This window comes from Flavobacterium succinicans, from assembly GCF_001662485.1.
Lineage (GTDB): Bacteria > Bacteroidota > Bacteroidia > Flavobacteriales > Flavobacteriaceae > Flavobacterium > Flavobacterium succinicans_A.
The window spans coordinates 296,505-323,201 of record NZ_JMTM01000017.1 but is presented as its reverse complement, the minus strand read 5'-3'; the positions used below and the strand labels follow the sequence as shown (position 1 = coordinate 323,201).

The window sequence follows — 26,697 nt, the reverse complement described above, 5'->3', positions numbered from 1 at the left end:
TTAAAAATCAAATTTATAACTTGCTCCCGCTACGATTTGAAATCCTTGAACGGGAAGATTGAGCCATTTTTGATAGGCTTGGTTGGCAATATTGTTGGCTCTTAAAAATGCAGTAATGCGTTCGTTGTATTTGTACCCCACGTGTAAATTAGCGTCAAAGTAAGAAGGCAAAGTAATACTAGCAGCATTAGTAACCAAATCGGTATTGAATTGATTTTCTTTTCGCTCTCCTACAAAAAACACTTTCGCGCCCGCAAACCATTTTTCAGTAATAACAACGTCTAAGGTTGAATTAATTTTCATCGTGGGCAAATTCCATGCTTCAGCCTGAGTATCGGTGGTATAGGTATTTAGGGTGGCGTTGATTCCGAAAGTGACATTCTTAGAAAAATCGGCTTTTAATTCGCCATAAAGACTGATCGTTTTTACATCGTCATAGACTATTCCCAAAGAGTTTCCAAAAGCGTAAGGCTCATTAGAACTAAGCTCCGTATAATTATTGGCTTTAAATAAGGCTTTGTTACCTTCGTTCAAATAAGAAGCGCTAACATTATAACTAACAGAATTCGCCAATTTCCCCTTTAATCCAGCAAAAAGATTGTACTTGGTGTCTGTTGGTTGTACAAATAAAGTAGGAGAAAGAAATGGATTTTCTGCAACAAAATCCATATATGTGTTTTGTTTTAAACTCCCATCGGCTCCTAAATAAAAGATCATCAAATCGCCCACCACTTTGTAAGATGCTTTGAAATTAGGGTAAAAATACAATTTGTATTTACTGGCTTGCGTATTGAAGCTATAAAACAAACTTGCTCCTATTTGCAAAGTCCAATTGTCTTCTTGAACCTCAAAACGTGGCGACAATCCTAAATTAATAAAGCGGTATTGTATAGTTTCTGTATTCGTTTTAGCATAATTATTTTCGAAAGTTCCACCAACGTAATCCAAAACCATATTCGACTTAACAGCTTTGTTCATGAGTTCAATTTCGAATGAAGGTTTGCCAAAAAAACGATTTTCAGATGAACCAAAGGCATCTGAAAAATGATAAAACTTCACGGTAGTTTCGCTTAGTAAACTATCTTCAAAATCAACCGTTCCACCTAAAGTAATCGAACTGTATTTTTGTACTGGACTGATACTGTTTATTAAATCGCTACGTTCCGCATCAGTTAATGTACTCCCAAAACCTCCTGGCAATCCATACCAATTATAGCTTTGGCTCTGAAAACCAGCTTCAATATTCCACGAAAGATCGGATTGATTGGTTCCGTAAAACAAATCTAATTTGGTATCATAAAAATGGTCATCAAGAAGCACCTCCTTGATTCCACCTTGAGAAGAATGATGTTGAAAACGTCCTCCTGCATAATCCGAAGCATTCAGTTTTTTATTCACAAAAAGTTCACCGTTGAGCGTTCCATAATTCCCAATGCCCAATGCAGCATAATTTTCGAATAGCTTAATGGCTTTGCTTTTTTCTACTGCCGCAGCTACTCCTTTGCTTGGGGTAAACGTTGAAGCCACAGGAAAAGGCAAAACCGTATATTTTACTACTTCCTTTTTAGCATTTCCTTTATCGTCCAAAAGCGGTGTTTCTTTGATCTTGAAAGCATCCGAAACCGTTGGCGAAAAAGATTTGACCACATTTACTTCTTCTGCTCCAATGATTTCGTTCTTTTTTTGGGCAAACGAAAGTTGAAGTGTCAACAACAACAGTATAGGAAGAATTATAGTTTGGTGTTTAATTTTCATTTTTTTTCTACTTGTTAAATAGTATGTTCATTACTGAATTGTCTCTGTTATATTTCCCATTCTCCTTTGGCAACAAACTGTGCTTTTCCACCAATTTGAATATCAAATTGATCATCGGTTACTTTCCCTTTAAAATAAATCTGAGAAGGACGTCCAATATAATCTCCTTGATAATTAATAATTTCTAATGCAGGCAGATGGTATTTCAACAAAAAAGCTTGCAAACAAGAACTGGCGCTTCCTGTAGCGGCATCTTCAATCAATTGATTGTTTTCGATGCACAACATTCGGCTATACAATTTTGATCCTTCTAAATAATAAAAATACAAGGCTCTGTGGGCTGTTTTGCAATTCTTTTTCAACCAATTATCGGTTTTGTCTTTATCTAAAATCAATTGCTCCAGCGCTCTTTTACTACTTAATCCAACCAACACAAAGGCGCTTCCCGTAGTAACTTCTTGAATTGGAAATTGATTTTCAAAATCTTCTTTGTTCAGATTGCTAAATCCTGAGAATTCTTCTTTTGAAAAAATATCCCAAAATTTGGGCTGTGCTGCTTTTAGCCAAATCAACTCTTCTGTTCTTTGAATCGAAATTGGACCAATAGGAACATTTAATTTTATATTTTCAGGAGAATTTTCAAACACTTTATGCATCAAAACCCAAGAGGTTCCAATGATCGGATGGCCTGCAAATTGCATTTCATGTGCTGGTGTAAAAATCTTAACCTCCGCACAATTATTTTGAGCATCACGTTTGGTAATAAAAGTACTTTCGGCAAAATTAATTTCACGGGCTATCGTTTGCATTTGAGCTGAACTCAAATTTTCAGCGTCTAAAAAAACAGCCAATTGATTTCCGGCATATTTTGTATCGGTAAAAACATCAACTATATAAAATGGTAGCGTCATAATTTGTAAAAGGTATTTTTGTTAGAAGCAAAATGCAAAACCATCTTTTTTACATTTTACAGCGAACCTATTTAATAATCGAGGAATTTGTTTTAGCCTCTTCAGCTTTAATTTTGTTCAGCTCAGATTGTGCTGTAGCGACCACATCTTTATACTCTGCAAAATTTTTGATGACACTTTCTAAAATGTAAGTCGCTTGAAAACTGTCTTTCAAACCATAAAAATTACTTGCCATCACCACCAAACCTTTGGCACCCAAATAACGATAACTGGAATAATTTTTAGCTAGTTTTTGAACCGCTTCATTTGAGGCTTCAAATTTGCCGTCTTTATTTTTGAAATACGCGTCATAATAAAGGGCTTCTGCTGCTAATTCGCCTTTGGCAATAGGTAATAATTTAGCATAGCTCGACTTTGCTTTGGCTTCGTCACCCACTTGAATGGCGCTTCGAGCCACTATAATTTGGGCATCACTTTTGACCATTTCTTCAGTTTTGGGTTCGGCTAAAACTTTTTCAGCATAGACCACAGCTTTACTATACTCCTTTGTTTCGTAATACAATTTCATCAGATTGGCCATGGCAAAAATTTTGTTTTGAGCCACATCCGATTCGGTTTCTAAACGCAATAAAGCTGGAATTGCATGCTCCGATCTATTGTCTTTCAAATGAATTTGTGCCAAACGAACCAACGATTGCTCTGTATACTCAGAGCGTGATTGTTGTACTACATAATCAAAATGAGATAACGATTTGCCCGTTGCTCCGTCATTGTAATACGCTTGCGCTAATTGAAAATTGGTTTTTAAAGCATGAATCCCATTTGGAAAAGAAGTCAGATAGGCATTCCAACCTGCGATGGCTTGTTTAGTATTGCCTTGTTGCCATTGTTTTTCGGCCGCTTCATAACTGTCATTATCTAATTCAACATCCGTAACCGAAACAAAAGACAACGTTCGTACCCAAGTTGCATATTCGTTCACTTTCCCGCTATCCACATAAATCAAACGCGCCGAAGATACAGCCTCTAAGGCCTCTGGGGTTTTAGGAAAATCAGCGGCGATTTTTTTGAATTTGGACAAAGCCAAATCATTTTTATCATCATTATAATACACCAATCCTTGACGCAGCAAGGCTTTGGATGTCAACGTTCCTTCTGGGAATTCGGTAATCAATTGATTGTAGGTTTTGATCGCCAATTCGTCTTTCTTATCGGCAACATACGTATTTCCTAACTCAAACAAAACATCATCACGATAAATCGAAGTAGCGAAACGATCTAAAAACGCCGTCAATTCAGCAATTTTCTTATCGTTTTTGGCTAAAAATCCATAACAAATTGCTTTTTGAAAATAGGCATAATCGGCATCAACGCTTTTCAATTCGATCGCTTTCACATAATTATCAATCGCTGGCCAATATTTTGAACCCACAAATCTACAGTCGGCTAAACGCAAATAAGCATCTGCTAAACGCTTTTTATCTTCTTTGTTGTCGTCTATTTGCTTCTGAAAATAAGTCGCTGCTTGCTCATATTCTTTCAATTTGAAACTCGCATAGCCTAAATTGTAGTTACTGTTTTTGAATTCAGATGTCGTGGTGGCACTAGGCAAACTAGCAAATTGTTTAAAACTCACCAAAGCTGACGAATAATCCTCTAAAACAAAATCCGATTCAGCTTTCCAGAACGTAGCGCGAGCGGTTATTGTAGGATCCTTCGATTCGTTTATAGCTCTATTAAAAAGCTTGTTTGCTGTGGTATAATCGCCAGCCGTAACCGCTTCGATACCGCTGTAGAACAACACTTTTTGATAGACTACTTTATTTTCTGCCGTTTTATTTCTTTCCAATAAAACAAGGGCTTCTTTGTAATTTTTAGAAGAAATATAGGAATCAATCAACAATTTTTCTACCTCACTAACATTCGCATTTCGGGGATATTTTTCTAAAAAAGCCATCAAAATAGACGGAACACTTTCATAAGAATTTCCAATTTCATAACTCAATTTGGCGTAATTCAACCTAGCATCTTCTTGAAGCTCTGCATTAAAATCCATTTCAGAAGCATTCTTAAACGCATGCAATGCCTGTGTTTTTTGTCCCAAATCCAAATACGATTCTCCTAAATGATAATAAGCATTTTGAGCCACAAAATCGTTTCCGCCAATGATTTTATTAAACTGAGCTATAGCATTTTCATATTGCTTTTGTTGATAATATGCATAGCCTAATTGATAAAAATCGGTATTGCTCCATTTGCCTTTTTTTCCTTTGTATTCGGACAAATACGGAATGGCTTTTTCGTAGTTTTTGAGGTTAAAATAACTTTCCCCAATAATTTTATTCAATTCCGACACCTCCATTTCATTGGACTGCCCCATCGCTTTCAAACCCAAATCAATCGCTTTTTGAAAATTACCCAGCTTAAAATTCATATCCGCCTGAAAATACGACAATTTCTCTTTGTATTTTTCTTCACCCGAAACCTCATCAAAATACTTCGTAGCCGCTTTGTAATCATCGCCTTCATACGCCATAAAACCCAAATAATACTTGGCCTGAGCACCGTATTCTGGAGTATTCACAACAGTATTCAAATATTTGATGGCCTCTTTTTTCTTTCTTGCATTGTAATAACTGTAGCCTTTTTCAAAATTAAATTTATCTAGCTCTTTTTGTGTCAATTGGCTTTCCTCCACTTTATCAAACCAAAACAACGCTTTCGGGAAATTATTTTTTTCAAAATAAAAATGAGCCACTTCAAGATACGCTTGATTGCGCTTAGTGCTCGTAGGATAAGTCGCCACGAAATGTTCTACCAACTGGTCCGCATTCGATTGTTGCGTACGAATCGCACAATTGGCCACATAATACGCACAATCAGCCAAAATTTCTTCCTGATTTGTTTTTTTGGCAACTTGTTCAAAAATCACTTTTGCAGCAGCATATTGCTGGTCGTTATACAACAAAAGTGCCGTATTAAAATCCTTTAAATCATGAGTATAAAGGGTCGATTTTTGAGCAGAAACAATAGAAAAAGTAAGTAGAAAAGGCAAGAAAAAAAGCCTGTAAAATGTACGCATTTTGCTTATTTTTTGATCATTCAAATATATCATATTCTACACTTAGTAACGAATAGAACCTTGATTTTATTATCAACTTCTTACCATGCTGTTTTTTAGGAGCAGAAAGAATAGGCTCTTCAGGTTATATCGTCCTGCTCTACGCTATATCTTTTTTTAAGCCAGCAGGTTTACAACCTACTACCTTAAAAAAAGGATGCCGCTTCGATCAGGGCTAAAGAGAGGCATTTGTCTGTTTTTGTAAACATTTTTTAATGATAGCATGGTTTTTTACTCGAATGCGTTGAATTTATTTTGAATCCAAACACTATCTTCTTACTTTTACGCAATAAATCACTTCAATCATGTCACAAACCGTATTAGCTTTACACAACGTTACCATTTATCAAGAAGGAAGAACCATTTTATCCGATGTGAATTTAGAGGTACAACATGGTGAATTCATTTATTTAATTGGAAAAACAGGTTCAGGAAAAAGTAGCTTACTCAAAACCTTATACGGCGATTTACCCCTAACCGAAGGCAGCGGACATATTGTAGATTTCAGTCTAGAAACCCTAAAAGAAGATGAGATCCCATTCTTGAGACGCAAAATCGGAATTGTTTTTCAAGATTTCAAATTATTACCCGATCGTTCCGTAAATGACAATATGTTGTTTGTACTCAAAGCAACAGGTTGGACAGATTTGAACGATATGAATAACAAAATCGAAGAAGTGCTTACCAAAGTAGGCATGCAAGATTTTGGCAACAAAATGCCGCACCAACTTTCGGGAGGTGAACAACAAAGAGTTGCTATTGCAAGAGCTTTGCTTAACGACCCTGAATTCATTCTTGCCGATGAACCTACTGGAAACTTAGACCCACAAACCAGTGCCGAAGTACTTGAAGTATTAAAAACCATCAATGCACTTGGCAAAACCATCATTATGGCCACTCACGATTATGCTTTGTTAATGAAGTATCCTTCAAAAACCTTAAAGTGTGAGGACACCAAAATTTTTGAGGTAGTTCAGCGCACGGTATAATGCTTTCTGTTCTTATTCCGGTATACAATTACGCGGTATTTCCATTGGTTTTGGAAGTACACAAACAATGTATTGCCGCCGGAATACCATTCGAAATCCTTTGCCAAGACGATTGTTCTTCCTTATTTATCGAAGAAAATCGTACTGTTGAACAATTATCGTATTGTACATTTTTGCAAAATACAGTCAATTTAGGCAGAGGCAAAAATCGAAATTTACTGATTCAAAAAGCCCAATTCGATTGGTTACTGCTTTTGGATTGCGATACCTTTCCCAGAGATTCTTTTTTTATCAAAAACTATCTTTCGTTCATACAAAAACCTATAGCTCCTTTGGCCTTTGGAGGCATTATATATCATCCCAAAAAGCCTCACAACTCACAATTGTTACGCTGGGTATATGGTCAAAAAAGAGAAGCTTTATCTCGTGAATTCAGGAATAAAAAACCTAACAGCCGCGCACTTACTTCTAATTTAGTTATACGAAAAGAAATCGCACTGAGCCATCCATTTCTTGAATCGGTAAGTGATTATGGGTATGAAGACTTGTCTTTTCTATCGAATTTGGGGCAGCAGAACATTACTGTTTTCCATATTGACAATCCTACTTTTCATCTTAATTTAGAAACCTCGACTCAGTTTTTGACAAAAACAGAAATCGCATTGCAAAACTTAGTTCTGCTAATTCAAACCAATAGAATAAAGACCAATGAAAGTAAAATAATCGCAACTTTTTTATGGGTCAAAAAACTACATTTGATACAATTGACGGCTTGGCTTTTTCAACAAACCAAAACAGTTACTACAAAAAATCTATTGTCTGACAATCCTTCGTTGCTACTTTTTGACTGGTACAAGTTGGGCTATCTTTGCCTATTGCAAACGCTCAAATAAGGTCTTCCACTGCAACATAATCGCATCCAAATCATATTCCGAAACACTTTGCCAAGCGTTGGCTCCCAGCTCTTTTCTTAAATCTTTATCCTCAAAAAGCAAGGCTAATTTTTCAGCAAAAGCGGTTGCATTGCCATCCTCAACCAAAAAACCATTTACACCATCCGTTATAATTGACCTTGGACCAACTGGGCAATCGTACGCCACACAAGGCAAACCCGAAGCCATAGCCTCAAGCAGCACCAAACCCAATCCTTCTGAACGAGAAGTCATCACCAACACCGAAGCGTTTGCATATAGCGTAGCAACTTCCAAAACAGGAGGATAAAAACGAACGGAAGAGCCAATTCCTAAAGCATTTGCCATTGGAATCAGATTTTCTTCAGGAGAAAGCGTTCCATAAATATCCAGTTTCCAATCAGGATGCTTTTGAAATACTAAAGACCAAATCTCCAATAATCTATCGAGTCCTTTTTCGTAAGAATTACGGCTAACAGCTAGTACTTTTTTAACATCTAACGGAGCTGGTTCTTCTGATTTAAAAGACAATGGATTAGCAATAATAATTCTATTTTTAGTATTCCATTCTTGGGCACTTTCTTTATTCAACACCACAAAAGCATCAAAAGTTTTAGCGCCCAATTTTTTAATAGAAACCCCTATTCGAAACCATAATCTAGACAAAAAAGGAAATGTAAAAGGTCTTTCATTTACATACTTTGAACCATGACATTCAAAAATCACAGGTGAGTTCTTACCAATTAAAAAAGGAACCAAGTAGCCTTTCAATCCATTATCAGCAACAATAATACTATCGGGTTGCACTTGTGATATAATCTTTTGGAGTTGCTTTTTGTAGGCATAAATCGCACTCAAAAAATAACCTTTCCGTTCAATATCATGCCAAACAATTTGCGCATTAAATTCAAAAAAAGGATGCTCATACCCTTTATTCTGGGTCATGATATGCACTTCGTACTCAAAATTTTGAATGAAATAGTCGGTTTTGGTAGCCAGCACTTTTGCTACCCCACCCGCTTGATTGACAGAAGGAACTAAATACAATAATCTCATTTTTTAGTTTCCAAAAATTGTGAATAGTCTCGAATATAATCCGATTCTTCAAAAACATCCGAAGCCAAAACCAAGCATACCGCACCCGAAGAAAAATTCTGTAATTCTCTCCAAATCCCTGTCGGAATTAGTAATCCCTGCGAAGGTTTATTGAGCAAAATTGTTTTTTTCTCAAAACCGTCATCCAAAACTACCTCAAAGCTTCCGCTTAGAGCAATCAAGACTTCTTGTTGTTCAATATGAGCGTGTCCACCCCTAAAAGCACTACTAGGAACATCAAACAAGTAATACACTCGCTTAAAATCGAAGGTTAGGATATCATTTTGAATAAATCCTAAATTCCCACGGGTGTCTTCTACCACTGGGATTGCAATCGTTTTTAGGTCTTTAAGAGTAGTTTTCATTGGGTAAGTTCTAAATATTTTTTGCGCCCATTAAACGCAAATTGAATGGCTTTGGGTGTTTCTTTTAGCCTAATTTTTTTCTGTTTTACATCATAAAACACTTTTTGTAAAACGCGAAAAATCCAATTGTTCATCCCCACACGTTTCAAAAAAGCGCCTTGAATGTAATATCGTTGTAAAAAATCTACTTTATCAGTTGTGGTTTGGGTTTTATGGCTAGCAATTACTTTGGGAACAAATGAAATTTGCTGTTGCTGACGATACAAATCCATCAAAAAAATGGCTTCTTCACCCATTTCAAAGGTAGCTCCCAATCCAAAATGAGCATCAAATTCGATTCCTGATGCGTCCAAAATGGCTTTATTTATCGTTATTTCAATGGACATCACAGAGAACAAAGTCAATGGTTTTAAAAACTTTTGACTCTTCTTTGGATATTTTTTAAACAACTTCCTATTTTCGTTTTCAATCTGAAAACTAATTACTGCAGCATCAGGAAAATGTTCGTAGGCATTGCTGATTGTTTCTATAAAATCAGGTTCAAATACTTCATCGTCATCTGCCAAAATTAAAATTTCTCCTTGGGAATTTTTCAATCCCAGATTTCTACTTTTAGACAACCCTATTCCAAAAGAATTAATGACTTTGACAGTAGGAAAATCAGAAGTCAAAATAGCATTTTCATGGGATTGATTGACGATTAAAATTGAAAAATCAGCAAAATGAGCAAAAGGAAACATCGGAATCAAAAAATCCAACGAATCCCTATTCATCGTTGCAATTATAATTTCAATAGCCTCTTTTGTATAACGAATATTCAATTTGTTCTTACATTTACACAAATATAGAAAAATAGGGTTTGTAAATGAAAATACTTTTGATTGGCGAATACAGCAGGTTGCACAATTCTTTAAAAGAAGGCTTGGTGGCATTGGGTCATGAAGTCGTACTTGCAGCCTCGGGTGATGCTTTCAAAAACTTCCCTTCTGATTATTCATTTCGAGCACAAATCATCAATAGCAATTGGTTTTTTAAGAAAACAAGAAACCTAATTTACAGTTTAACTCGAATTGAAATTGAACAGATAGAACACGCGATTCGTTTTTACCTTTTACTTCCAAAACTTGATAAATTTGACCATGTACAACTCATTAACTCAGATGCATTAGCAACTTTTCCTTGGGTTTCGAGATGGCTATATCGCAAGTTATTTCAAAATGTAAAAAGTCGAAGTTTACTCATTTGCGGTGACGAAACGCCAGTCATTGATTATTTGCTAAAAAAAGAATTATCGTATTCTATTTTGACTCCTTTTTTTGAAGATGCTACACTCAAAAATCATTTTTATTACCCTTTAAAATACACGAAACCATCTTACAGAAAAACCTTCGAATGGTTAGCACAAAATTGTCAATCGATGACGACTTCTGATATGGATTATAAAATCCCTATGGAACGAATGGGATTCAATGCTCCCATGATTCCTAATCCAGTCAATTGTGAAAAGATTCCTTTTGAAGCCATAAGCAATCTTGAACCCGTTGTGATTTTCTTAGGTATTAATCGAGGTAGTTATATTAAAAAAGGGATTCCTTATTTTGAAAAAGCATTGGCCGAAATTGAGAAAAAATACGGTAATAAAGTTACTATCTCTGTTTGCGAAAACCAACCCTATGAAACCTACATTAGCCTGTACAATAAAGCACATATCGTATTGGACCAGATTTATGCTATGGACCAAGGGTATAACGCTTTAGAAGCTATGGCAAAAGGAAAAGTAGTTTTTACGGGTGCTAGCGAGGCATTCACAAATTATTATGGTTTGAATGAAAATGTAGCTATTCACGCCTTACCAGACAAAGATTACTTAGTTCAACAATTATCCTATCTGATTGAAAACCCAAGTAAACTAAAGGAAATTGGTGAACGAGCAAGAGCATTCATAGAAAAAGAACATCATTATACAAAAATCGCAGAACAATATCTTGCGGCTTGGAAACTTTAACTCTTCGGTAAAAAGAGTTTTCTAAACACTATCAAAATCAATACAAAACCTAAGACACTAGCGCAGCAATACGCTTGAATCACTCCTTCATATCCCCGAGTTTTTATCCAATACAGTGATAGTAGTAAATAGCTTAGATTAAAAGTTATTTCAAGAAAAAAATAAACTTTGAATCGTGCTTTGACTAAAATTTGATATCCAAAGGCTAAGGTTAGTATTTTAAAAAAATCACCGATAAACTGCCAAATCAAAACCGATTTTAATTTCAAAAAATCAGTTGTGAATACCCACTTCAAAATCCATTCTTTGGCAAAAAACAAAACCAAAAGCATTACCAAAAATAAAGGAACAAAAGACGAAAAATACACTTTTACTTCTTTCTTAAAAGCATCATCCGTTGATAGTGAGGCTAGTTTAGGCATATAATACAATGACAATCCCGAAGTAAAAAAAAGCATATAAAAACCAGACAGTTTGGTGGTAGCTTCCCAATATCCAGCTTCGACTAAAGAGTAATTTGTTGTGATTGCATTCCGTATCAAAAGTAAGGTAAGTGGTGCAATAATAGCTGTAAGCAATGCCATTGCCGAAAACTTTTGAATGGCCGTCAGATATTCTTTTTTAATTAAAAACCGAAAATGAAATTGAAAAAAGCGTTTGTCTTTTACGACAAAAACAAAAGTAGCAAGCACCATCAGTAGTTCACTTAAAGCAATCGCCCAAACCGCACCATCAATGGAATGAAAATAAATTAAACTTATTGTTACTATAAAAACTAAAACAGAAGAAACCAATTGTACTAAAACAATAGTTTTGAATTGTTCCAAACCATTATAAATGGCTAACCAAAATGTAGTAAGCAATACCAAAGGCAAAGACAAACCTACTACGCGAATTGGAGTAGTCCATTGGCTTGAATCGAACAAAAGCTCTGCAATACCCTCTGCAAAAAAGAAAACCCCAATGGCCAATAAAGAAGAAATAATAATAAAAACAGAAAGAAAAGTAGCATACAATTCCGAAAGTGCAGTCTTATTTTCTTTGTTTTCAGCCACTAATTTCACCAGTGATGTACTAATCCCAAGCGTTGCAACCGATTTTAACATTGCACCCAAGTTTCTAAAATTACCTAGTATAGCCATTCCGGAAGGCCCCAAGAAAACAGCGACCACCTTGTTCGAGATAAATCCCAACACAAAAGTGACTCCCATTAAAAAGGAATTCAGAGTTAATACTCTAAGCAACGTATTTTCTCTTAGGATTTTCAATGTGGCAACATTCTAATTATTCGAGCTGGATTACCCGCAACAATTGCATTTTTTGGCACATCCCGAGTCACTACAGTTCCATTTCCTATTACTGCATTTTCTCCCACAGTTACTCCTTTAAGAATAGTTACATTCGAACCAATAAAAACATTATTTTCTATGACAACAGCTTGTCCAGAAGGCGGCTGATTTCTCTTATTAAATGCTAGCTCATGCCCATCATTATCCATAATAGAACAATTGACACCAATTAGTACATCATTACCAATAGTAACTTTAGCATAAGTCACAACCGAGAATCCATTGTTTATGGCAACATTTGAGCCGATTACAATCTCTGATTCTCTGTATCTGGCTTCTAAGTAGGTGTAATGAGAATAAAAATTAGGAGAGGAAATTACGCCAATTTGTACATTTTCACCAAATGAAATCTTTCCTTCGCCTTTTAGCAATAAAGGATGATGTTTTGTAGGGTTTCCTGAAACTATTTTACAATCCGATAACAATTTGTATTTTAGGATACGTAGCCTCACAAAACAAAACACTTTTATTTTAGAAAAAACGCTCATTAGTATTCATTTAAGGCTTTAATAATAGCACTAACTTCTTCGTCCTCAAGAGCTGGATTTAGTGGCAAACTCAAAATTTCCTCATGAATTTTCTCTGTGATAGGAAACGAGAGCGCATTCATATTTTCTAAAGCCTTTTGCTTATGCGGAGGAATGGGATAATGAATCGCTGTTTCAATGCCGTGTTGTTGTAGAAAGGCTTGTAATTCTGCTCTTTTTGAGGTTCGAATCACAAACAAATGAAAAACGTGATTTTTTGAAAAATCCCAGAATGGCAAGATGATTTTATCGTTTTTGATTTCGGTCAAATAGCGTTTAACAATACGTCTTCGCTTTTCATTATCTGTATCTAAGTTGGATAATTTCAAGTTCAAAAAAGCAGCTTGAATTTCGTCCAATCTAGAATTAACACCAACAAACTCATTCTGATATTTTGTTTCGGAACCATAATTGCGAAGGGATTGTATCACTTTCGCCAATGGAGCATCATTAGTAACAACTGCTCCTCCATCACCCAAAGCTCCTAAATTTTTACTCGGATAAAAACTGTAAGCACGAGCCCATAGTTTGGTTTTGGAATTTGGAATTTCAAAATTAGAATTTCTTTCTATTCCGTGAGCCTGAGCTGCATCTTCGATAACTAATAAATCATTTTGTTCAGCAATTGTGTGAATACGCTCAATTTCTGCTAACTGTCCGTATAAATGAACCGCCAAAATAGCTTTTGTCTTTGGCGTTATCTTTTCTGGTATCAAATCAGGGTTAATGTTGTAAGTTTCTAATTTGGGTTCTACCAAAACAGGAACCAAATCAGCCGCTAGAATAGCCAAAATAGTGGCTATATAAGTATTGGCTGGCACAATTACCTCATTCCCTTTTTGCAATTTTCCTAATTGAATATAGGCTTTAAAAATCAAAGTCAAAGCATCCAAACCATTGCCCACGCCCACACAATGTTGGGCTTTACAATAGCTAGCAAAATTAGTTTCGAAGGTTTCGACTTCTTTACCTAAAATATACCAACCACTTTTTAAAACCGATTTCAATTTGTCCTGAAATGCCGTTTCATACCGTTCGTTTATTTTTTTTAAATCTAGAAATCGTATCATACTAACTTGATTTTGTAAAAATCCTGACTCCATACGGTGCAACCCAATTCTTCTTTTTGTTGTAATAAGCCGCTATGAAATCCTTTTTTGTTAGCGTCATTTACAATTCCCATATCAAAAAAATGTTTGCCTCTTTTTTGAAAAATATCTAGTAAAGAAATAAATAAAAAATCCAAGGCACGGTATTTTTCCCCTTTTTTGGAAGTGGCACCGTATTGCGATTTCACTCCGTTTTCAAATTCAAAAATGGTGATTCCTGCTACAATTTTATCCTCTAAATACGCAGAAAATTGTTTGATATTTTGAGGAAATCTTTCGTGAAGCAACTGAATTTCTGCTAAGCTATGAACGGGTTTTGTATCGTATTTTTCTGCCAATCTTGGCTCTAGAATTTTTTCCCAAAAAGACTGAAAATTAGTTTCTTCTACCACTCGCAATCCTAATAATTCCGTTCGTCTAAAGTGTTTTAATTTACTTTTAGAAATTGGGATTTCTTGATGCAAATGTGCTACCATATTCATTTCTTTTCGGTACAGTTGCGCTCCTTTTTTCATCAAAAAAAAGTCAATCGCGGCGTTTCCTTGACCTAAATAAAATGAAGGAATTGGGTGCAAATAAAAATCTACTATCCGCTTGCTTTTGAAAAAATCAAACAACAAATCCAGTATCGTTTCTATCTTTTCTATTTTTAATTTGGAAGAATAAACCAATCCGCCGTAAGTTAATCCTTGATGTGAATACACCGTGTTGTCTACTCGATTCGCAGGCAAAACTGCGACCAATTTAACTTTATCAAATACTAACAGTGAAAAATCTTCAAACCGTTCTTTATGATACTCCATAAAATCCCTGTGAAACAAAAAAGTAGCATTTTTAGTACCACTTATAAAAGTGTTCCAAAGATCATAATCGCTTTTTTGATAAGGCCTTATATTATAATTCTTCAATTTTACTTCACATTTAAATCTAAAGTTGGCAACGACCAATTAAATTTGACCACCAACAATCGAACAATAATAATCACCAACGATGTAACTAACTGAATCAATTGATCAGGGAAGTTTCCTTGTTCTAACATAAAAAAAACAATACCTCCAAAAATACATATCGTTGCATAAATTTCTTTTCTAAAAATGACGGGGATTTCTGCACACAAAACATCTCTGATAACACCACCAAAACAGGCGGTCATAGTACCCAGTGCCACACAAATAAACGGATGCATCCCAAAATCGAGTCCTTTTTGAATTCCAATTAAAGTAAAAACTCCCAAACCAATGCTATCCGACAATAACATGGATAATTTAAACCGATGCAAATTTCCTCTGAAAATCAACACTAAAACAAAGCCCAAACTTATGATATATAAATAATTCAAATCTTGCATCCAACCCACAGGTGTTCTACCAATCAAGACGTCTCGAAGCGTACCCCCACCAACGGCAGTAACAAAGGCGATAATTAAAACCCCAAAAGGATCCATTCTTTTGTGAAGTGCTGTAAGTGCTCCAGATATGGCAAATGCCAATGTTCCGACTAAGTCTAATGCCTCAAAAAATGTCATACAGTAACTTTTAAGTTGCTAAATTAAATTGTAAAAATTGTATCAAAAGTAAAGAATTATACTTTGTAAAAAGACATTGGTTTGAAATGGAATTGATCTTATTGATTTTCTTGGTTCAGAATTTTAAACAAAACCCACACAATATGTATCTTTGTCATTAAAAAAAAGCTTGAAACAAATTACTTCCATACAGAATCCGTATATCAAATCCTTGGTTTTATTACAGGAAAAAGCGAAAACTCGCAAACAAACGGGCACTTTCTTAATTGAGGGGCAAAGAGAAATAAGTATTGCCATAAAAGGAGGCTACGAAATTGAAACCTTGTTATTTGTTCCCGAAATTTGTTCAGAAAACCAAACCAAACAATTGGCTCCAAAGGCAGATTTAATCGAAATTACTTCAACCGTTTATGAAAAGCTAGCCTATAGAGATTCTACAGAAGGTGTCTTGGCTGTAGCCAAAACAAAATCGAACTTGTTATCGGATTTAAAACTCTCTGAAAACCCACTGATTCTGGTGGCTGAAGCTCCTGAAAAACCCGGCAACATTGGCGCCTTGTTGCGAACCGCGGACGCTGCTAATTTAGATGCCGTGATCATTGCCAATCCCAAAAGTGATTTGTACAATCCAAACATCGTTCGTTCGAGTGTCGGTTGCTTATTTACCAACCAAATTGCCACGGGCAGTACGGCTGAAATTATTGCCTTTTTGAAAGCAAAAAATATTAGTTTCTATTGTGCTACGTTACAAAACTCCAATAGCTATCATCTTGAGGATTATACCACTCCAACGGCTTTGGTAGTGGGAACTGAAGCTACAGGATTGACTCAAGAATGGCGCGATGCGGCTACACAAAATATTATTATCCCGATGCAGGGCGAAATTGATTCGATGAACGTTTCGGTTGCTGCGGCTATTTTGATTTTCGAAGCCAAAAGACAAAGAGGATTTTAAAAAATATTGATTGATTATTGAACAACACAACACCTAAAAAAATGAAAAAATATTGTTTTTCGCTGCTCTTACTTTCTGTATTTAGTTTCAGCACTTTTGCCCAAATTACCCCAGAGCAAATTGACCAAGTAACAGAGAAAGCCATTCAAACCTTTAATGTACCTGGGATTGCCGTAGCGGTAGTAAAAGATGGCAAAGTAATTCATTCCAAAGGATATGGCGTAAAATCAATTTTGACCAAAGAAAAAGTAGATGGCAACACCTTATTTGGGATTGCTTCCAATAGTAAAGCCTTTACCACAGCCGCATTAGCGATGCTTATTGAAGAAGGAAAGCTACAATGGGACGATAAAGTAATGCAGTATTTGCCCAATTTCAAAATGTACAACGACTATGTTACCAACGAATTTACCATTCGAGATTTAGTAACACATCGTAGTGGATTAGGACTTGGTGCGGGCGATTTAATGATTTGGCCTGACGGAAGTGATTTCACTTCAAAAGATATTATTGAAAATCTACAGTACTTAAAACCGGTTTCTGGCTTTAGAACCAAATTTGATTACGACAATCTTTTATACATCGTAGCCGGTGAAATTATTCACAAAGTAAGTCAGTTAACTTGGGCTGAATTTGTTGAACAACGCATGATGAAACCTCTAGAAATGAAAAATAGTGTAGCCTCATACAAAAGGTTAAAAGACACTACAAACGTCATTGCTCCACACGTTCCTGTAAACGGTCAATTAAAAGTAATCAAACCTTATGCTAATCAACTCTTTGATGGGGCAGCGGGTATTTATTCTAGCGTAAATGACATGAGCAAATGGGTACTTTTACAACTCAACAAAGGAAAATACGGGCTAGAAAACAAAGCTTTATTCTCTGAAGCTCAGCAAAATGAAATGTGGCAATTGCAAACAATCATTCCAGCAGCCACTCGCCCACCTTATAACACTCACTTCAATGGTTACGGATTGGGCTGGTTTTTGAATGATGTTAAAGGATATAAACAAGTTTCGCACACAGGAGGTTTAGAAGGAAATGTCACTCAAGTAACACTACTTCCAGAGCTACAATTAGGGATAGTTGTTCTGACCAATCAACAAGAAGGTGCCGCTTTTACAGCGATAACCAATACGATTAAGGATAGTTATCTAGGTATTCCAGCTCAAGATTATGTAACGCTGTATCATAATCGAATCAAAGCCAACGTTGCAACTGCCGATAAAGTGACCGAAGAAATTTGGGCAACTGTAGCCAAAAACAAGAAAGACAAAGTAAAAACCGAATGGAAAACTATTCTTGGTACTTTCAAAGATAATTGGTTTGGTACCATTGAACTTTCAGAGAAGAAAGGAAAAATCTACTTTCAATCGAAACGCTCTCCACAATTAGCTGGCGAAGTTTTCTTTTATAAATCAGGTAATCTTGTGGTGAAATGGAATAATGCTTTTTTCAATGCTGATGCACACCTATTCCTAGAAAATGATGCCTCAGGAAAAACAATAGGCATCAAAATGAAACCAATTTCTGAATTGACCGATTTTAGTTATGATTTTCAAGATTTAGATTTTAAGAGGATCAATTGATCTTTATCCAAAATTGTTTTTGTCCGATAAAAAATACAATCTTTTTTTTATCGGACAAATTACTTTTATACGTCTTTAAAAAAAACTTTATAAGTCAATTTCTCCTTGCAAAAATGGGATTTATTGCTTAGTTTTAGAAATTGAACCATGCCGTTATGACAGAATTAGAAATAGAAAAAGAAAACAAAGCGATTGCGCAAGAATACAAAGAATTATTGCGAATCAGTTATCAAACATTGACGCCAACCGACAAGAAACTCATTCGGAAAGCTTTTGACGTATCTGTAGATGCTCACAAAGATCAAAGAAGAAAATCAGGGGAAGCTTATATTTTTCACCCCATTGCTGTGGCCAAAATTGTGGCTTCAGAAATTGGTTTAGGTGCCACGTCTATAGCTGCCGCCTTACTTCATGATGTGGTCGAAGATACACCAATGACCGTTGAAGATATTGAACGTCTTTTTAATCCAAAAGTTGCGCAATTGGTCGAGGGACTTACCAAAATTTCATTGGTTCAAAAAGACTTAAATGCCTCCATTCAAGCAGAGAATTTCAGAAAAATGATTCTGACTTTGAACGATGATGTTCGAGTAATTTTAATCAAACTTGCCGATCGATTGCACAATATGCAAACTATGGATTCGATGCGTGAGGATAAACAAACCAAAATCGCTTCTGAAACCTTATATATTTATGCTCCTTTAGCGCATCGATTGGGATTGTACAACATCAAAACCAAATTAGAAGATTTAGGATTAAAATATACTGAACCCGAGATTTACAATGAAATTGTTAGCAAAATCAAAGAAACCAAAGAAGAACAAGACGCCTATATCAAAGATATTTCAGATGTACTAAAAAATTCTTTAGACCAAGAAGGAATTGAATACATTATCAAAGGTAGACCTAAATCCATTTATTCTATTCGTAGAAAAATGAAGGCTCAGAATGTAAGTTTTGACGAAGTTTACGATAAGTTTGCCTTACGTATAGTGTATAAAGCATTACCCAATGAGGAGAAGTTTTTTGCCTGGAAAATTTACTCAATAGTTACCGACCATTACAGACCAAGCCCAAGCCGTTTGAGAGATTGGATTTCCTCTCCAAAATCAACAGGTTATGAAGCTTTGCATATTACCGTTATGGGACCAAGAGGACGCTGGGTAGAAGTCCAAGTGCGAAGTGAAAGAATGGACGAAATTGCCGAAAAAGGATATGCAGCGCATTACAAATATAAAAATGGCGCCTCCGAAGAAAGTGGTTTAGACGTTTGGCTAAACTTACTGAGAGAAGCTTTAGAAAATTCTGAAACCAATGCCGTAGATTTTGTAGAAGATTTTAAAATGAATCTCTATTCTAAAGAGATTTTTGTGTTTACTCCAAAAGGAGAAATCAAATCACTCCCAAAAGGCGCTACATCGTTGGATTTCGCCTTTAGTATTCACTCTGAACTAGGAATTAAAACCCGAGGAACTCGCGTTAACGGAAAACTAGTACCGTTGAATTATGAACTCAAAAGTGGTGACCAAATAGAAGTCATTACTTCACAATACCAAAAACCAACCGCTAACTGGTTGGACTATGTGACCACTTCAAGAGCAAAAACAAAAATTAAAAACGTTCTCAACGAAAACACCAAAAAAATTGCTGAAGAAGGAAAAGAAATACTTACCCGTAAGCTAAAACATTTAAAAATCACCCTTAGCGAATCCGTTACCAATGAGTTAGTGAATTTCTTCAAACTCAAAACCAGTCTGGATTTGTATTATAGAGTAGGAATTGGTGCGATTGAAAATCAGCAATTGAAAGATTTTGCGGCTAAAAAAAGTAATACTTTCATCAATTTCTTCAAGAATAAAATCAAACGCAATCCAAAAAATACGGCTGACATTGACATCCACAAACCAGAAATCAATACTAATTATGATTTACTAGTTTTTGGTACCGAGCATGACAAATTAGATTACAAATTAGCCCCCTGTTGCAACCCAATTCCTGGAGATGATGTTTTTGGTTTTGTTACTATAAATGAAGGCATTAAAGTACACAAAAAAGATTGTCCAAATGCCATAGGAATGCAGTCTAACTATGCTTATCGCATCATGATTGCCAAATGGATTGACTCTACGCAAGAAGAATTTAAGGCACTACTCGATATTACAGGAATGGATATTCTTGGATTGACCAACCAACTTACAAAAGTAATTTCAAACAATATGCATGTCAACATTCAAAGTATTTCTTTGAGCACGAATGCAGGCCTTTTTCATGGTCAAGTAGCAGTAATTGTTCAAAACAATGCCATTCTCAAGAAAATGATCAATAACATCAAAAAAATCGACGGCATAGAAAAAGTAACTAGAGTCTACAATACTTAAATTTCGTTTAAGAACATTTAATCACAAACTTTAAAACTAGGGACTTTAATCTTTAAACAAAATAATTTATCTTTGCAAGATATGACACTCATCTCCACAGAAAACAATAAAAATCAAGAAATTGTAAAAAATGTTTTTACAATGTATCTTGAAAATAAAGGACATAGAAAAACGCCTGAACGCTATGCTATCCTACAAGAAATCTACGATAGTGAAGAACATTTTGATATCGAAAATTTGTACATCAAAATGAAAAACAAAAACTATCGTGTGAGTAGAGCTACCTTATACAATACGATTGAATTGCTTCTGGATTGTGCCTTGGTGCGTAAACACCAATTTGGACAAAATCAGGCGCATTACGAAAAATCATATTTCGACAAACAACACGATCACATCATCATGACCGATACAGGTGAAGTAATAGAGTTTTGTGATCCAAGAATACAAACGATCAAAAAAACGATCGAAGAAATTTTTGATATAGAAATCACCAATCACTCGCTGTATTTATATGGCAACAAAAAGAAAACAGAATAATTTTTTTTATAGACTAAAGAAGACTGGACAACACAAGCGTTGTCCAATTCTATTTATTTAACAACAAACAATACACATAATGACCGTAGATTTATTATTAGGATTACAATGGGGAGATGAAGGAAAAGGAAAAATCGTAGACGTACTTACCTCTAATTATGATATCATTGCCCGTTTTCAAGGAGGACCAAATGCTGGTCACACCCTTGAATTTGATGGAATCAAGCACGTTTTAAGAACCATTCCTTCTGGTATTTTTCATAAAAAAGCTGTAAATATTATTGGAAATGGTGTAGTAATTGACCCCGTTGTTTTTCAAAAAGAAATCGAAGGTCTTCAAAAATTTGATATCGATATCAAAAGTAAATTAATCATTTCTAGAAAAGCTCATTTAATTTTACCTACTCACCGTTTGCTTGACGCAGCTTCTGAAGCGGCAAAAGGAAAAGCGAAAATTGGTTCTACTTTAAAAGGAATTGGACCAACATACATGGACAAAACCGGTAGAAATGGACTTCGCGTTGGTGATATCGAGCTAGAAGATTTTGCAGATCGTTACAGAGCTTTGGCTGACAAACACGAAGAAATGATCAAATTCTATGATGTAGCCATTCAATATAACTTGGCCGAAATGGAAGCTGAATTCTTTGAAGCCATCGAAGAATTGAAAAAATTAGATTTTATTGATAGTGAAGAATATTTACACCAAGCACAAAAAGCAGGAAAATCTATTTTGTGCGAAGGTGCTCAAGGTTCTCTATTAGATGTTGATTTTGGAACCTATCCATTTGTAACTTCATCTAATACTACAGCTGCTGGAGCTTGTACAGGTTTAGGTATTGCTCCTAACAAAATCAAAGAAGTTTACGGAATTTTCAAAGCTTATGTTACTCGTGTAGGAAGTGGACCATTCCCAACTGAATTGTTTGACGAAGTTGGTGCAACAATGGCCAAAATTGGTAATGAATTTGGATCTGTAACTGGAAGACAAAGACGTTGTGGTTGGTTGGATTTAGTAGCATTAAAATATGCCGTTCAAGTAAACGGTGTAACTCAATTGATGATGATGAAAGGTGATGTACTTTCTGGTTTTGATACTTTAAAAGTGTGTACTGCTTATCAATACAAAGGAGAAGAAATTGCGCATTTCCCATACAATATTGAACCTGAAAATGTAACTCCTGTTTACCAAGAATTTAAAGGATGGGCACAAGATTTGACTGGAATGACTACTTATGATGAATTACCAAAAGAATTAAAAGAATACATCGAGTTTATAGAAAAAGAAGTAGAAGTACCTATCAAAATAGTTTCTGTTGGACCAGACAGAAAGCAAACTATTTTAAAATAAAAACACCCAACGCTCTGAGATTTCAGAGCGTTTTTTATTCCATCTTATTTGAAAAACATGAAAAAAAAGTTATCTATTTTCCTTCTGATTCTAATTCTTTTTTCTTGTAAAAAAGATGATATAGAAACTAATACAGCGAGTACTACAAAATACAGTATTGCTAGAACCAAGCTTCTCATGGACCAGAAACCAATACAACTTATTGGTGCAAATGCATTTCATGTTTTTGGGGTAGGAAGTACAGATATGAATGCTTGGAAAATAGACATCATTCGAGAATTTATTGGAAATATAAAAGAGACACCCTTAACAGGAAGCCCTATAAAAGATGCTACAGGAGCTTATCTATATTCTCTCGAAAATATCATAGCAGATAATAGAATCAATAAAAGAGTCACTATTATTTGTGCTTTTGGTTGGGATGGTACCCAAAACACTGCTTTTACTGGAAAAAGCCCGCAACAGACCAATTGGTGGCAGGAATACAAGACCAAATTAAAAGAATGGGCCAATTACCTAAAAGACCAACCCGATGTGTGGATTGAAGTTTGGAATGAACCTTACAGATACGACAGAACTGATGGCTATACCGACCAAGTTTGGCTACAAGACATGAATGAATTAGTAGCAATAATTCGGTCTACGGGAAATCAAAACATTGTCGTTGTGCCTTGTGCGGAACAAGGACAAGACGAAAGTGTGTTATTAAATAAAGGCAATGAATTTCTTAATGAAAAATCCAATATCTTGTTTGATATTCATGCGTATGAAAAATGGCTTTTGGACAGCAATAGTTCTGTTGAAAATCGTTTGAATCAATTGAGGAATAAAAATATTCCAATAATTATAGGAGAAATAGCCCCTATGAATGCTGGAGTTTTAATGAATCCAAAACCATTTTTAGATACTATGTTTGATCATGGACTATCTATTTGCGCTTGGGTTTGGAAAAAAGACGAAAACGACATAGACGCCTTATTAACAACAACTGGAGAACCAAACAACAATAACAATAATAATTGGGGAACAACATTCAAAGACTTAACCAATAGAAGTAGAAAACCATAAAAGCTATGTCAAATCCGAAATACAAAATCCAAAAGACCGAATTACTATCCGACAATTGGTACATTTTGAACAGGGTCACTGTTGATTATCAAAAAAAGGATGGTACATGGGATACTCAAAAACGAGAAGTGTACGACAGAGGCAATGGTGCTGCCATTTTATTGTACAACATTCACAAAGGAACGGTGGTCTTGACCCGACAGTTTCGATTACCGACTTATATGAACGGTAACCCAACTGGGATGCTAACAGAGGTATGTGCTGGTTTACTTGATGAAGATGACCCTGTAGCCTGCATAATTCGTGAAACCGAAGAAGAAACAGGCTATCGCCTTTCATCGGTGCGAAAAGTATTTGAGTCTTATATGTCACCTGGAGCTGTGACTGAAATTTTATATTTTTTTGTTGGCGAATACGATGCAAGCATGAAAGTAAGTTCTGGTGGTGGATTGGACCAAGAACATGAAGAAATTGAGGTTATTGAAATTCCATTTGATCAAGCATATTTAATGATTGAAACCGGAGAAATCAAAGATGCCAAAACAATTATGCTTTTGCAATATGCCAAAATCAACCAACTGATTCCAAATGCAACAAGGCTGGCTGATGATTATAGTAATGAATAATTTTGCTAACTCAAAAGCCTTTTGCTTCTAACTAGCCCCGATAGGAACGGCATCCTCCTGACTTGTGACCGAACAAGGCAGGAGATATAGTGGATAGCGGGAAACCTGCCTCCCGAAGAAGCCAAGTGTTTCGCTCCTAAAAAATCAAATGTTTTGCACTAAAAGGTACCAAAAAAGAAGGGTAAAAAAGGAAATAGGAATCCCAAAACCTACCATCATACTACATAATTTCGGTTTTAATCCGTGGCTTGCGGCTAAAATGCAACCCGTTATCATAGGCGCCATAGCAGATTCTAGTAACGCTACTTGAATGGCTTCTGAGTGCTGCTGCAAAATCACAACGTACAACAAAAAAAGAAATGCTGGCGCAAGAAGTAATTTATAAAAAAGCCCTAATCGTAAAAAGCCCCAATGCTTGCTTTTGCTATCAAATTGTAACTGCAATCCCACCGAAAGTAGTGCCAGAGGTGTTACGCCTGCACCAATTATTTTGAGTCCTTGCTGAAAAAAAGTGGATAATTCGTACTCAAAAGTATTCATCAAGCAAGCGATGACAAAGGTGATAAAGGGCGGAAAAAAAGCTATTTTTTTGATAATTTGTAGACCTGTTGTTTGCCCTTTGGAATACATAGTTGCCACCAATATTCCTAAAGTAGAAAGCACCACAAAGGATCCTGGCTGATCGACTAAAATGGCGGTTTTCATTCCGCTCTCGCCATAAAGCGCCGTAATAATGGGAAATCCGAGAAAGGAGGTATTGCTGAGACCGCTACAAATGATTAAGCAACCGGTAAGTTTTCGAGACCAACCAAAATGTTTTCCAAGAAGCGCAAACACCAACCAAGATAAGAGAAAAATTATCCAAGCGACGAGGATTGGATACAACAATTGAACATTCCACTGGATTTTTGGAATGTAATACAAGGCCAAAGCCGGAAGACAAATTTGAATAACTATCCAGTTGAGGATTTTGGGAGTGGTTTTGGGGAAAGAAGGTATGTGCTGCAACACTAATCCGAGAACCAAGAAAACAACTATAATAATAAAATTCATCATAAGGCTTGTTTATAAATGATTTTACAAACAAACATATCTAATCTTTATGATTTACTATTCTTACAAGGAGTGCTAATCCAATAAATGCTTTCGTAAACAATCCAGTATAACTTCCTAGATTATATGCTGTAGAGTTTAAATAATTCCAATCAAAATGAAACAATTGAGTGGCACCTTTAATAAAAAGGCTTAAGGCTGAAAAAGCAATTAAAATTAAATAAAATTTATTATTCATTATGACACTTAATTTTAGTTTCTCAAAAATACAATTAAAAAAAATTCAACAACTATAAAAATCATAAGTTTTAATTAATTTTACTCTTAAAACAATTTTATCTTGGCCAATACGAATCCAAAAAAATCAGCGCTACACGAAATTCCGGGTATTCCTTCACCCGAAAGTGTTAGCATTGAAGCGGCTCACAGCATTCAATCATTTCGAAAAAAAACACCTACTCCTGCTGAATTGGTTCAAGGGATTTTGGCTGGTAACATTACCGCTTTGAGCCGTGCCATAACACTAGTAGAAAGTACCAATCCAAAGCATTTAAGTCAAGCCAACGAAGTCATTAATTCGTGTTTGTCGCACGTAAAAGAATCCGTTAGAATAGGCATTACAGGAGTGCCTGGTGTTGGAAAAAGTACTTTTATTGAAGCTTTTGGAAAACACTTAACGAGTTTAGGCAGAAAAGTAGCTGTTCTCGCCGTCGACCCAAGTAGCACCATTTCGCACGGAAGTATTTTGGGCGATAAAACCCGAATGGAGGAATTGGTGAAAGATAAAAATGCGTTTATTCGACCCTCGGCATCTGGGGAAACCTTGGGCGGTGTGGCTCGAAAAACCAGAGAAACCATCACCTTGTGCGAAGCTTTTGGTTTCGATACCATTATTATTGAAACGGTAGGTGTTGGCCAAAGTGAAACAGCGGTGCACAGTATGGTCGACTTTTTTTTATTACTAAAAATTGCCGGAGCAGGTGATGAATTACAAGGTATTAAACGAGGCATTATGGAAATGGCCGACGCGATAGTCATCAACAAAGCGGATGGCGACAATATTCGCAAATCAAATTTGGCAAAAGTGGAATTCAACCGAGCTTTACATCTTTTTCCAGCCAAAAAATCGGGTTGGACGCCTACTACAGCTACTTGCAGTGCCATAACAAAAGAAGGCATTTCAGCCATTTGGGAAACCATTTTACATTACCTAAAAACCACTCAAAGCAATCAGTATTTTTTTGAAAAAAGAGCTTCACAAAACCAATATTGGATGCTCGAAACCATCAATGAGTATTTGAAAAACCATTTTTACAATCATCCAGAAATAGTTCCGCTATTAGAGAAAAATAAAGAAGCCGTGGCTCAAAATGCCCTTTCTCCATTTGCTGCTGCACAGGATATTTTGGATACTTACTTCAAAAAATAAAGGAATTCATTTTGACATGAATTCCTTTAAAAATTTTGTTTCC

At 35.7% G+C, this 26,697-nt stretch carries 24 protein-coding genes; 11 read left to right on the top strand and 13 right to left on the bottom strand.

Annotated elements, in window-relative coordinates; translation table 11 throughout:
- The 3 genes from FLB_RS03650 to FLB_RS03640 all read right to left on the bottom strand — a co-directional run bounded on the left by FLB_RS03650 (position 1) and on the right by FLB_RS03640 (position 5,748).
- Positions 1–1,755: a TonB-dependent receptor gene (locus FLB_RS03650; protein ID WP_064714597.1), complete on the bottom strand. Its 1,755-nt coding sequence runs from the start codon at positions 1,753–1,755 to the stop codon at positions 1–3.
- A 47-nt stretch (positions 1,756–1,802) separates the two neighbouring features.
- Complete coding sequence (locus tag FLB_RS03645) at positions 1,803–2,666, bottom strand: PhzF family phenazine biosynthesis protein (RefSeq protein ID WP_064714596.1); 864 nt, start codon at positions 2,664–2,666, stop codon at positions 1,803–1,805.
- A 67-nt stretch (positions 2,667–2,733) separates the two neighbouring features.
- A complete protein-coding gene (locus tag FLB_RS03640) occupies positions 2,734–5,748 on the bottom strand; it encodes a tetratricopeptide repeat protein (protein WP_064714595.1) in 3,015 nt (1,004 codons plus the stop codon).
- Between the two features lie 344 nt (positions 5,749–6,092).
- On the opposite strand from FLB_RS03640, the gene FLB_RS03635 reads away from it, so the two are divergent.
- Together FLB_RS03635 and FLB_RS03630 are read left to right on the top strand one after the other, a co-directional pair.
- Positions 6,093–6,776 carry a cell division ATP-binding protein FtsE gene (locus FLB_RS03635; protein ID WP_064714594.1) on the top strand — a complete coding sequence of 228 codons (684 nt, stop codon included), beginning with the start codon at positions 6,093–6,095 and terminating at the stop codon, positions 6,774–6,776.
- Positions 6,776–7,669: a glycosyltransferase family 2 protein gene (locus FLB_RS03630; RefSeq protein WP_064714593.1), complete on the top strand. Its 894-nt coding sequence runs from the start codon at positions 6,776–6,778 to the stop codon at positions 7,667–7,669. Before FLB_RS03635 ends, FLB_RS03630 begins: the two co-directional genes overlap by 1 nt.
- Here FLB_RS03630 and FLB_RS03625 read toward each other — a convergent pair.
- Genes FLB_RS03625 through FLB_RS03615 form a run of 3 tightly spaced genes read right to left on the bottom strand, consistent with a single transcriptional unit; the run spans position 7,649 to position 9,968 of the window.
- Positions 7,649–8,743, bottom strand: a complete 1,095-nt coding sequence (locus FLB_RS03625; RefSeq protein ID WP_064714592.1) for a glycosyltransferase family 4 protein — start codon at positions 8,741–8,743, stop codon at positions 7,649–7,651. The two genes, FLB_RS03630 and FLB_RS03625, sit on opposite strands and share 21 nt — an antisense overlap.
- A complete protein-coding gene (locus tag FLB_RS03620; RefSeq protein ID WP_064714591.1) occupies positions 8,740–9,147 on the bottom strand; it encodes a sugar 3,4-ketoisomerase in 408 nt (135 codons plus the stop codon). Before FLB_RS03620 ends, FLB_RS03625 begins: the two co-directional genes overlap by 4 nt.
- Entirely contained in the window at positions 9,144–9,968 is an 825-nt protein-coding gene (locus tag FLB_RS03615) for a glycosyltransferase family 2 protein (RefSeq protein ID WP_064714590.1), read from the bottom strand. The genes FLB_RS03620 and FLB_RS03615 overlap by 4 nt, the downstream gene beginning before the upstream one ends.
- A 44-nt stretch (positions 9,969–10,012) precedes the next feature.
- On the opposite strand from FLB_RS03615, the gene FLB_RS03610 reads away from it, so the two are divergent.
- Positions 10,013–11,152 carry a glycosyltransferase gene (locus FLB_RS03610; RefSeq protein ID WP_064714589.1) on the top strand — a complete coding sequence of 380 codons (1,140 nt, stop codon included), beginning with the start codon at positions 10,013–10,015 and terminating at the stop codon, positions 11,150–11,152.
- Here FLB_RS03610 and FLB_RS03605 read toward each other — a convergent pair.
- From FLB_RS03605 to FLB_RS03585, 5 genes are read right to left on the bottom strand one after another with little or no spacing between them, the layout of a single operon-like run.
- A complete protein-coding gene (locus FLB_RS03605) occupies positions 11,149–12,420 on the bottom strand; it encodes an O-antigen translocase (RefSeq protein WP_157490524.1) in 1,272 nt (423 codons plus the stop codon). The two genes, FLB_RS03610 and FLB_RS03605, sit on opposite strands and share 4 nt — an antisense overlap.
- Positions 12,417–12,953: an acyltransferase gene (locus tag FLB_RS03600; protein ID WP_197488928.1), complete on the bottom strand. Its 537-nt coding sequence runs from the start codon at positions 12,951–12,953 to the stop codon at positions 12,417–12,419. The genes FLB_RS03605 and FLB_RS03600 overlap by 4 nt, the downstream gene beginning before the upstream one ends.
- Positions 12,954–12,988: 35 nt before the next feature.
- On the bottom strand, positions 12,989–14,098 hold the full coding sequence (locus tag FLB_RS03595) for a DegT/DnrJ/EryC1/StrS family aminotransferase (RefSeq protein ID WP_064714586.1): 1,110 nt from the start codon (positions 14,096–14,098) through the stop codon (positions 12,989–12,991).
- The gene (locus FLB_RS03590; protein ID WP_064714585.1) at positions 14,095–15,045 is read right to left on the bottom strand and encodes a hypothetical protein; all 951 of its coding nucleotides are present in this window, start codon (positions 15,043–15,045) and stop codon (positions 14,095–14,097) included. Before FLB_RS03590 ends, FLB_RS03595 begins: the two co-directional genes overlap by 4 nt.
- A gap of 2 nt (positions 15,046–15,047) precedes the next feature.
- Positions 15,048–15,662: a trimeric intracellular cation channel family protein gene (locus FLB_RS03585; protein WP_064714584.1), complete on the bottom strand. Its 615-nt coding sequence runs from the start codon at positions 15,660–15,662 to the stop codon at positions 15,048–15,050.
- A gap of 169 nt (positions 15,663–15,831) precedes the next feature.
- Here FLB_RS03585 and FLB_RS03580 point away from each other — a divergent pair, with 169 nt between their 5' ends.
- From FLB_RS03580 to nudK, 7 genes are all read left to right on the top strand, one after another.
- Complete coding sequence (locus tag FLB_RS03580; protein WP_064714583.1) at positions 15,832–16,617, top strand: TrmH family RNA methyltransferase; 786 nt, start codon at positions 15,832–15,834, stop codon at positions 16,615–16,617.
- 41 nt (positions 16,618–16,658) lie between these two features.
- A complete protein-coding gene (locus FLB_RS03575) occupies positions 16,659–18,209 on the top strand; it encodes a serine hydrolase (RefSeq protein WP_064714869.1) in 1,551 nt (516 codons plus the stop codon).
- A 155-nt stretch (positions 18,210–18,364) separates the two neighbouring features.
- Complete coding sequence (locus tag FLB_RS03570) at positions 18,365–20,587, top strand: RelA/SpoT family protein (RefSeq protein WP_064714582.1); 2,223 nt, start codon at positions 18,365–18,367, stop codon at positions 20,585–20,587.
- An 81-nt stretch (positions 20,588–20,668) separates the two neighbouring features.
- Positions 20,669–21,127 carry a Fur family transcriptional regulator gene (locus tag FLB_RS03565; protein WP_024981183.1) on the top strand — a complete coding sequence of 153 codons (459 nt, stop codon included), beginning with the start codon at positions 20,669–20,671 and terminating at the stop codon, positions 21,125–21,127.
- Between the two features lie 79 nt (positions 21,128–21,206).
- Positions 21,207–22,478, top strand: coding sequence for an adenylosuccinate synthase (locus tag FLB_RS03560; RefSeq protein ID WP_064714581.1), 1,272 nt, complete (start codon positions 21,207–21,209; stop codon positions 22,476–22,478).
- A 57-nt stretch (positions 22,479–22,535) separates the two neighbouring features.
- The gene (locus tag FLB_RS03555) at positions 22,536–23,546 is read left to right on the top strand and encodes a cellulase family glycosylhydrolase (protein WP_064714580.1); all 1,011 of its coding nucleotides are present in this window, start codon (positions 22,536–22,538) and stop codon (positions 23,544–23,546) included.
- Between the two features lie 5 nt (positions 23,547–23,551).
- Entirely contained in the window at positions 23,552–24,172 is a 621-nt protein-coding gene (gene nudK / locus FLB_RS03550) for a GDP-mannose pyrophosphatase NudK (protein WP_064714579.1), read from the top strand.
- Positions 24,173–24,316: 144 nt separating this feature from the next.
- On the opposite strand, the gene FLB_RS03545 is transcribed toward nudK, so the two are convergent.
- Both FLB_RS03545 and FLB_RS03540 read right to left on the bottom strand, forming a co-directional pair.
- A complete protein-coding gene (locus FLB_RS03545) occupies positions 24,317–25,228 on the bottom strand; it encodes an AEC family transporter (protein ID WP_064714578.1) in 912 nt (303 codons plus the stop codon).
- A 37-nt stretch (positions 25,229–25,265) separates the two neighbouring features.
- Positions 25,266–25,463: a hypothetical protein gene (locus FLB_RS03540; protein ID WP_064714577.1), complete on the bottom strand. Its 198-nt coding sequence runs from the start codon at positions 25,461–25,463 to the stop codon at positions 25,266–25,268.
- A gap of 102 nt (positions 25,464–25,565) precedes the next feature.
- Here FLB_RS03540 and meaB point away from each other — a divergent pair, with 102 nt between their 5' ends.
- Positions 25,566–26,654: a methylmalonyl Co-A mutase-associated GTPase MeaB gene (meaB, locus tag FLB_RS03535; protein ID WP_064714576.1), complete on the top strand. Its 1,089-nt coding sequence runs from the start codon at positions 25,566–25,568 to the stop codon at positions 26,652–26,654.
- The last annotated feature ends 43 nt before the right edge of the window (positions 26,655–26,697 follow it).

Excerpts from the sequence above, each read along its gene's own strand:
- FLB_RS03650 (WP_064714597.1), bottom strand. The coding sequence starts at position 1,755 with ATGAAAATTAAACACCAAACTATAATTCTTCCTATACTGTTGTTGTTG.
- FLB_RS03645 (WP_064714596.1), bottom strand. The coding sequence starts at position 2,666 with ATGACGCTACCATTTTATATAGTTGATGTTTTTACCGATACAAAATAT.
- FLB_RS03640 (WP_064714595.1), bottom strand. The coding sequence starts at position 5,748 with ATGCGTACATTTTACAGGCTTTTTTTCTTGCCTTTTCTACTTACTTTT.
- FLB_RS03635 (WP_064714594.1), top strand. The coding sequence starts at position 6,093 with ATGTCACAAACCGTATTAGCTTTACACAACGTTACCATTTATCAAGAA.
- FLB_RS03630 (WP_064714593.1), top strand. The coding sequence starts at position 6,776 with ATGCTTTCTGTTCTTATTCCGGTATACAATTACGCGGTATTTCCATTG.
- FLB_RS03625 (WP_064714592.1), bottom strand. The coding sequence starts at position 8,743 with ATGAGATTATTGTATTTAGTTCCTTCTGTCAATCAAGCGGGTGGGGTA.
- FLB_RS03620 (WP_064714591.1), bottom strand. The coding sequence starts at position 9,147 with ATGAAAACTACTCTTAAAGACCTAAAAACGATTGCAATCCCAGTGGTA.
- FLB_RS03610 (WP_064714589.1), top strand. The coding sequence starts at position 10,013 with ATGAAAATACTTTTGATTGGCGAATACAGCAGGTTGCACAATTCTTTA.
- FLB_RS03595 (WP_064714586.1), bottom strand. The coding sequence starts at position 14,098 with ATGATACGATTTCTAGATTTAAAAAAAATAAACGAACGGTATGAAACG.
- FLB_RS03585 (WP_064714584.1), bottom strand. The coding sequence starts at position 15,662 with ATGACATTTTTTGAGGCATTAGACTTAGTCGGAACATTGGCATTTGCC.
- FLB_RS03575 (WP_064714869.1), top strand. The coding sequence starts at position 16,659 with ATGAAAAAATATTGTTTTTCGCTGCTCTTACTTTCTGTATTTAGTTTC.
- FLB_RS03570 (WP_064714582.1), top strand. The coding sequence starts at position 18,365 with ATGACAGAATTAGAAATAGAAAAAGAAAACAAAGCGATTGCGCAAGAA.
- FLB_RS03565 (WP_024981183.1), top strand. The coding sequence starts at position 20,669 with ATGACACTCATCTCCACAGAAAACAATAAAAATCAAGAAATTGTAAAA.
- FLB_RS03560 (WP_064714581.1), top strand. The coding sequence starts at position 21,207 with ATGACCGTAGATTTATTATTAGGATTACAATGGGGAGATGAAGGAAAA.
- FLB_RS03555 (WP_064714580.1), top strand. The coding sequence starts at position 22,536 with ATGAAAAAAAAGTTATCTATTTTCCTTCTGATTCTAATTCTTTTTTCT.
- nudK (WP_064714579.1), top strand. The coding sequence starts at position 23,552 with ATGTCAAATCCGAAATACAAAATCCAAAAGACCGAATTACTATCCGAC.
- FLB_RS03545 (WP_064714578.1), bottom strand. The coding sequence starts at position 25,228 with ATGATGAATTTTATTATTATAGTTGTTTTCTTGGTTCTCGGATTAGTG.
- FLB_RS03540 (WP_064714577.1), bottom strand. The coding sequence starts at position 25,463 with ATGAATAATAAATTTTATTTAATTTTAATTGCTTTTTCAGCCTTAAGC.